The organism is Massilibacteroides sp. (assembly GCF_028705895.1).
GTDB lineage: Bacteria > Bacteroidota > Bacteroidia > Bacteroidales > Tannerellaceae > Massilibacteroides.
In genome coordinates this window covers 1-7,935 of the sequence record NZ_JAQWCQ010000091.1, presented here as the reverse complement: position 1 = coordinate 7,935, position 7,935 = coordinate 1, and the positions used below count along the sequence as shown (strand labels likewise).

Here is a 7,935-nt window from a genome sequence, read left to right as displayed (position 1 = left end):
CCTGGAATCCAGCTTAGGCTGGCTTTATAAACAGGGGCTAGGGTTTCGAAAAAAAGAAATATAACACGATACAGACCGTGTAATTAAACAAATCCGACTGTCTGGAATTTTAGTCGGTTAATAGTGAAAAAATATAAAGGATATTTTCGGAAATATAAAGGATATTTTCGGAAATATCCTTTATATTTTTACGTCTGTTTTTATATTGATTTTCAGCATCAAAATAATTCCCGTTTGAAGGGGCTAAATCAGTATCTATTTCATTCGGCCAACGGGTTGGATAACTTGCTTTTTCAGAAAGATTTCATCCACTCCTCGGCGATCGGTAGAGAATCCGGTTTACCAACGTCGAAAAGTGTTAGATTTTCTGCCGCGTAAGCCTGAATATTTGATTTGGCGCAAATCGATAAGTAGAAATTGATGATAGGAAATTTACCTGTCCATTCTTCCATCCACTCAAAAATCTCCGGAGATATAACATGCACACCACCAAAGCCATATTCAGTATATTGCTGCGGATCAAAATCGGGATAATAAGACTTCACCTCACCTGTTTCACGATTACGCCAGCCACACAGTTTCGATTGTTTATCAAATAGAAGATAACGCGATGTTTCTCTTTTACTCACCAAAAGAGTAGCCAAAGGACTATGTTCAAGATGGTAATCATAAAGTGCCCGAAGATCTACATTGGATATAATATCGACATTATGAACCAAAAACGGCTCGTTTCCTTGTAAAAACTCAAACGCTTTCTTTATTCCCCCTCCTGTATCTAACAAATAATCTCGTTCATCAGATATCTGGATTTTTAATCCAAAATTCTCATTAGCAGTTAGATAATCAATAATCTGCTGCGCAAAATGATGCACGTTAATAACCACATGACGAAAACCTGCTGCTTTCAATTTTAAAATCACATGTTCCAGCATAGGTTTACCATTCAATGGTATTAATGCCTTCGGCATTTCATCTGTCAAAGGCTTAAGACGCGAACCGACACCGGCCGCAAAAATCATAGCTTTCATATTATGGCGTCAAATGTTTGATCAATGTTTTGTTCTCTATGAGTCAAATGTATCTTTACTCCAAATTTCTTATGCAAATGTTCTGCAAGATGTTGCGCTGAATAGACCGAACGGTGTCTGCCACCGGTACAGCCAAAACAGACCATAAGATTCGTAAATCCTCTGTCTAAATAACGCTTGACTGTCGTATCTACCATTGTATAAACGTTTTCCAGGAATTGCGTTATTTCTCCATCTTTTTCCAAGAATTCTACAACCGGTTCGTCTAATCCGATAAAATGATTATATCGTTCATATTTCCCCGGATTATTTATTGCCCGACAATCAAAAACAAAACCACCACCATTACCGGATGGGTCATTCGGCAATCCTTTTTTATATGCGAAACTCATTACTTTGACTTCCAGCATTCGTTTTTGCATGTCATCAGAAAACTGTTTCAGACCACAAAGTTCTTTAAGAACTCCACAAAGATAAGGATATTCTTTAAATTCATCTCGTAGCAAAACTTTCAAGTTCTCTATCGCATACGGGATACTTTGAATAAAATGTGGTTTTTTCTCAAAATATCCGCGGAATCCATAAGCGCCCAAAACCTGAAGCGTCCTGAAAAGGATAAAATGACGAAGTTTATCAAAGAATTGTTCACGATCCACCACAGTATAGGCAGATAGAGCATCGATGTATTCATTTACTAATTCCGTTCTCAGATCATCCGGAAATCGCGCCTTTGCCTGCCATAGAAAAGAAGCAATATCGTAATAAATAGGCCCCTTACGTCCTCCCTGGAAATCAATAAACCAGGGATTTCCATCTTTCACCATTACGTTTCTGGACTGAAAATCACGATATAAGAATGTAGAAGAAGGCTTATCTAACAACACTTTCGCCAGTCGCTGGAAATCATCTTCGAGACAATTTTCCTGAAAATCCATTCCTGTAGATTTCAGAAAGCAATATTTAAAATAATTCAAATCCCAGAGGATAGAACGTTCGTTAAATTCGGCCTGCGGATAACAAAAAGAGAAATCCATTCCTTCTGCACCTTTAAATTGAATCTGAGGCAGAAGACGAATGGTTTTACGAAGCAATTCACGTTCGTCATCATCGAAAACGCTACTCTGCCTTCCTTTGGCTATTGCATCAAAAAGCAGTACATCTCCAAGATCTTCTTGCAGATAATACAGTCCATCATCCGAAACATGATATACCTCGGGAACGGGTAAGTTCTGAGCCCGAAAGTGAGAAGACATATATATAAAAGCAGCGTTCTCTTCCTTAGAAGTTCCGCTAACACCAATCAGAGTTTTCTCTCCTATCAATCGGAAATACCTCCGGTTAGAGCCGGAAGACGGCAATTCGGTTATTTCATTGACTGGTACTCCTAAGTTGGTCAAGTATAGTTTTTTCAGTACGTCTGCAACCATTATGCTACATTTAAGCTACGAAGTTAAAACAATAATGTTCAAATGACAATTATATAGGAAGGGAAATTAGGAGTTGGTTGTTAGAATCGAAAAGAAGTAAGCAGAAATTCAGGAGTTAGGACATTGCATCCTAACTCCTGAGAAATTTGTGTTTCAGGATTTTAAAGAATTCCTTGCGCCATCATTGCTTTGGCAACCTTCATAAATCCGGCGATATTTGCACCTTTTACATAGTTTATCGTTCCATCCGGTTCAGTACCGTATTTTGCACATTGTTCATGGATAGAGAACATGATACTTTTAAGTTTCTCATCAACTTCTTCGCTGCTCCAGCTTAATTTCATCGCATTTTGTGTCATTTCCAATCCGGAAACAGAAACTCCGCCGGCATTTGCAGCTTTCCCCGGAGCATACAGAATCTTCGCTTCAAGGAATACATCAATAGCTTCTGGCGTTGAAGGCATGTTTGCCCCTTCGGACACAGCGAAGCAACCGTTTGCCAACAAGGTCTTTGCGTCGTCTCCATTCAGTTCGTTCTGCGTTGCACTCGGCATAGCAATATCACATTTTTCATTCCACGGACGACCTCCGGCAACATATTTGCAACCGTATTCTTCTGCGTATTCACGGATACGTCCACGATACAGATTCTTCAATTCCATTACATATTTCAGTTTTTCTGCATCTATTCCATCCGGATCGTAGATATAGCCATCAGAATCTGAAAGAGTAACCACCTTCGCTCCAAGACTTATCAGTTTTTCCGTTGTATATTGCGCCACATTACCCGAACCGGAAACAGCAACCACTTTCCCTTTAATATCTATATTACGTGTTTTCAACATTTCAAGTAAGAAGTAAACGTTACCATAGCCGGTTGCTTCCGGGCGAATCAATGAGCCACCGAACTCAATTCCCTTTCCGGTAAATGTACCTGTGTTTTCACGAGCTAACTTTTTATACATTCCATACATGTAAGCCACTTCACGGCCACCTACTCCTATATCACCGGCAGGTACATCCGTATCAGGACCAATATGACGCCAAAGTTCCATTACAAACGCCTGACAGAAACGCATTATTTCTGCATTGGATTTACCACGTGGGCTGAAATCGGAACCTCCCTTACCACCTCCCATAGGAAGCGTAGTCAGTGAATTCTTAAAAGTCTGTTCAAAAGCAAGAAATTTAAGAATTCCAAGATTTACAGAAGAGTGAAAACGAATTCCTCCTTTGTACGGGCCAATCGCATTATTGTGTTGTACGCGATACCCCATATTGGTATGTACATTCCCTTGATCATCCACCCAGGTTACGCGAAAAGAAAATATACGATCAGGAATACAAAGACGTTCAATCAGATTACTTTTCTCAAACTCGGGATGTTCATTATAAACGTCTTCAATAGTTGTTAAAACTTCAGTCACAGCCTGATGATACTCAGGTTCATTCGGGAACCTTCTTTTTAGAAGGTCCAAAACTTCGTTCGATTTCATTTTTTAATTATTTAGAATGTTATACCAATATTCTACCGCTAAAGTGTCATTTAACAACGACCGAACAAAGGTAAGCATTTCGCGCAAACAAACAAAATAATGATAGCAAAAATGAAAATAAAATGACATTTAGACAAAATCAGAATGAAATAAAGAAATAAACTTAGGATGCTTTATTAAAGCATACATGTACTCTTAATTCATAAGACAGTAATCGTTCTGATAACGAAATAAAATCATCTCTCGAAAACGAAAAAACAAGCTTTTCTTTATCTTTAGAGGATGAAAACTTTTCATTTTCATTTTTAATCTGCTATTTTGCAGTTAATAACTGAATTAGTAAACCTGTCTATAATTTTAAAACCTATGAACAGAGTCATTAGCCTTTTCTTATTTCTTGTTTTAATCAGTTGCACAAACAAAAATTCACTTCAGGTTACGGTAACGAACTCATCCTCGTCTGACCGCACCAATGAAATTATTGAGCTGCCTTATACGGCTATTAACCTAAAAATGCAGGATAAGAGTTTTATTATTACAGATCCTAACGGAAAACAAATTCCTTATCAGATTACCTACGATCAGAAATTAATCTTCCCGGCAAATGTAACGGAAAACAGCAAGGTTACTTATTCAATTAAAGAGGGTACTCCGGAAGAGTATAAGTCTTTTGTATATGGTCAACTGTACCCTGAACGGGTTGATGATATTGCCTGGGAAAATGATCGTATTGCATTCCGTACTTATGGACCGGCTTTACAAGCAACAGGTGAAAAAGCATATGGTTTTGATATTTGGGTAAAACGTGTTCCGGAATTAGTCGTAAAAGAGCGTTATCGCAAAGAACTGGAAGATAAAATTTCTTATCATAATGACAATGGGAATGGTTTGGACTATTATAAGGTTGGCCCTACGTTAGGAGCGGGAACTCCTGCTTTGTTTGTTAATGACACTATTGCTTATCCATATTGCTACAAGGCGTTTGAGATTATGGACAACGGACCTCTTCGTTTTACGGTACAACTAACATACAATCCACTCAGCATCAATAATAATCAGAATGTTATCGAACACCGAACAGTATCTTTGGATGCCGGAATGCAACTAAACAGAATTACGGTTTCTTATGAAAATCTGAACGAGACTCTTCCGGTTGTTGCCGGTATTGTTTTGCATGAACCAAGCGAAGAATTTGTCGCTGATAAAGATGCAGGTTATATTGCTTATGCAGATCCGGCAGACCCTAAAAACGGTCAGACATATATAGCCACCGTATTTCCAGCTAAACTACAAGATGCTAAAGCAATCCATTTCTCAGATAAGGAAAAGGCAGAACGTGGAGCGAATGGACATCTCCTCGGATTTTCGGAATACAAACCGGGTGAGAAGTTCACTTATTACGCCGGTGCGGGATGGAGTAAATGGGGATTCGAGACTCCGGCTGATTGGTTTAATTACGTAAAAGATTTAAGTGTACAACTAAAAGAACCTCTTGAAGTTTCTTATAAATAAAGAAATACGAGCTGTTTAATTAATGAATAAGCAAATCCTGCGGTTAGCATTACCGTCTATTATATCAAATATTACAGTACCGCTGTTAGGACTGGTTGACATGGCAATCGTGGGGCATTTCGGAGATGCAGCATACATAGGAGCGATTGCTGTAGGAACAATGATGTTCAATATAATCTATTGGGTATTCGGATTCCTCCGAATGGGAACAGGTGGTTTTACTGCACAAGCCTATGGTGAACGGAATCTGAAAGAGGCTATGTTACTATTGAGCCGTTCACTTTCAATAGCCTGTGGTTTGGCACTCACACTAATCCTACTCCAAACCCCTATTGAATGGCTGACTTTCCAGCTTGTTGACAGCAGTGAAGAAGTAGCCCATTTTGCCAAAGTGTATTTCCGGATATGTATCTGGGGAGCACCAGCTGTTCTTTCATTGTATTGCTTCACCGGTTGGTTTATCGGCATGCAAAACACGCGCATTCCGATGGTTATCGCTATTACGCAAAACATAGTCAATATTATCGGTAGTCTTCTGTTTGTTTTCGTTTTCAACTGGGGAATAGAAGGTGTGGCCTCAGCTACATTAATCGCGCAATACAGTGGAATCATCATGGCAGTTAGCTTTTGGATGATTTATTACAGCCGTCTAAAAATCTTTTTAAACTTCAGGGAAAGTTTCTCTTCCACAGCAATGAAAAGATTTTTCTCCGTCAATAGCGATATATTTTTCCGCACGATTTGTTTAGTTGCAGTTACCACCTTCTTCACCACAACAGGAGCCAAACAAGGAGATTTAGTATTAGCAGTCAACACCTTGCTCATGCAACTATTCACCCTCTTCTCCTATTTCATGGACGGATTCGCTTATGCAGGAGAAGCACTGACAGGACGTTTCGTGGGAGCAAAGAATAAAACAGCCCTTCGCAATATGATCCGTAAATTATTTGGATGGGGCATTGCATTATCCCTCCTGTTCACCCTGCTTTACCTAGTTGGAGGAAAAGAATTTCTACGTCTCTTAACAAACAACGAAGACGTGATACGTACCTCTGCAGACTACTACTACTGGGTACTGATCATTCCATTTGCAGGTTTCTCCGCATTTCTTTGGGACGGAGTCTTAATAGGCGCAACCGAAACACGAAAAATGCTCTACGCCATGCTCCTTGCCTCCCTTGCATTTTTCTCATTATATTTACTATTAGTCGCCACGTTAGGCAATCATGCACTCTGGTTAGCATTTATCACCTACCTATTACTCAGAGGAATCCTTCAAACCATCTGGAGCCGCCCTCTATTAAAGGGAGTTTGATAATATAAACTATTGGAAGGCTTATCGATCCTTAATATTGTGGAAAATTATATTGCTATTCAGGTTCATATCCCTCATAATAATAAGATTGAGTAATGTTTTGACAGATAAAATCTACACATAGAATAGACTAAGACCTTGAATTACGTGGTAATCTATCTTTTGCAAGAAAGCAAAGAAAAATATATTAGCAGATGTTGTATGTCTCGCTCCCGTATGATCTAATTCATAAGGAGAGTTATTGTTTACCATGCAATTATTTGGAATTGGCAAACCAAGCTTATTATATGCGTCCTGTGGGGTCAGGCAAAATATCCGGTTGTTTTGATGATAATCCATCGTGATACGTTTATACTCTAAACTGGCAGGTTTAGAGACTACGGAGAGCAGAGGTATCTAACAAATCAATCCCGTTCATATTCTTGATTTACAATACATTAAAATCAATTGAATAGTTTTGATTTTTTTGTGTTTTATTTTGACAAATAGATACTTTTTTCGTCCTTTTACTTACGCGTAAAAAAATGTCCATCCTTGTTTTTTGATTTATAGCATCGTTTTAGACCAATAAATATTGTATTTAGACTAAAATAGCCCGTTTTTTACCGAAAATATAAAGGTTATTTTTTGAAAAATATCCTTTATATTCAAAAAAAGAATAGAATCTTTTTCCAAAAAGAATAGGGAGACTTTATCCATTGCCTTTTTTTGTTCAATTTTGATAATTCAAAAAAAACGGGCATGCCGTATCGCGCGTTTTAAGTGTGGTTTTTCGGTATCTGTTTTTCGGGGACACATATTGTCATTTTATTTAATAAAGCGCGTTAAAACAACGCTGTTGAAGCTGTGTTCAATTTTGATAATTCAAAAAAAACGGACATGCCGTATCGTGCGTTTTAAGTGTGGTTTTTCGGTGTTTGTTTTTCGGGTACATATATTGTCATTTTATTTAATAAAGCGCGTTAAAACAGCGCTGTTGAAGCCGACGACAATTTGTTGTCTGAAAATGACAAATCTTGCTATTATTTTGTTTTTCCTGACTTTGACGGTTTATTTTCGAAAACGAATGATTTTCAGTGTCTTTTGTTTTTGTTTAGACACTACACCTAATTTCTACTATCCAGTTTAAATGGTACGGTATGCCTTTTCATTTTCAT

Annotated in this window: 6 protein-coding genes; 2 read left to right on the top strand and 4 right to left on the bottom strand. The window is 38.2% G+C overall.

Annotation, left to right across the window (positions count from 1 at the left end; translation table 11 throughout):
- Positions 1 to 293: 293 nt before the first annotated feature.
- The 3 genes from PHT93_RS14745 to PHT93_RS14735 form a co-directional block, all read right to left on the bottom strand.
- Positions 294 to 1,028 (bottom strand): nucleotidyltransferase family protein, encoded by a 735-nt coding sequence (locus PHT93_RS14745; RefSeq protein ID WP_300244455.1) that lies wholly within the window; start codon positions 1,026 to 1,028, stop codon positions 294 to 296.
- On the bottom strand, positions 1,025 to 2,455 hold the full coding sequence (locus PHT93_RS14740) for an RNase adapter RapZ (protein ID WP_300244452.1): 1,431 nt from the start codon (positions 2,453 to 2,455) through the stop codon (positions 1,025 to 1,027). The genes PHT93_RS14745 and PHT93_RS14740 overlap by 4 nt, the downstream gene beginning before the upstream one ends.
- Positions 2,456 to 2,616: 161 nt before the next feature.
- Positions 2,617 to 3,951 carry an NADP-specific glutamate dehydrogenase gene (locus PHT93_RS14735; protein ID WP_300244450.1) on the bottom strand — a complete coding sequence of 445 codons (1,335 nt, stop codon included), beginning with the start codon at positions 3,949 to 3,951 and terminating at the stop codon, positions 2,617 to 2,619.
- A gap of 366 nt (positions 3,952 to 4,317) precedes the next feature.
- On the opposite strand from PHT93_RS14735, the gene PHT93_RS14730 reads away from it, so the two are divergent.
- Both PHT93_RS14730 and PHT93_RS14725 read left to right on the top strand, forming a co-directional pair.
- Positions 4,318 to 5,463, top strand: a complete 1,146-nt coding sequence (locus tag PHT93_RS14730) for a DUF4861 domain-containing protein (RefSeq protein ID WP_300244448.1) — start codon at positions 4,318 to 4,320, stop codon at positions 5,461 to 5,463.
- A gap of 22 nt (positions 5,464 to 5,485) precedes the next feature.
- Entirely contained in the window at positions 5,486 to 6,778 is a 1,293-nt protein-coding gene (locus tag PHT93_RS14725) for an MATE family efflux transporter (RefSeq protein WP_300244446.1), read from the top strand.
- A gap of 114 nt (positions 6,779 to 6,892) precedes the next feature.
- Here PHT93_RS14725 and PHT93_RS14720 read toward each other — a convergent pair whose 3' ends face one another.
- Positions 6,893 to 7,117 carry a hypothetical protein gene (locus PHT93_RS14720; RefSeq protein ID WP_300244444.1) on the bottom strand — a complete coding sequence of 75 codons (225 nt, stop codon included), beginning with the start codon at positions 7,115 to 7,117 and terminating at the stop codon, positions 6,893 to 6,895.
- Positions 7,118 to 7,935 lie beyond the last annotated feature (818 nt).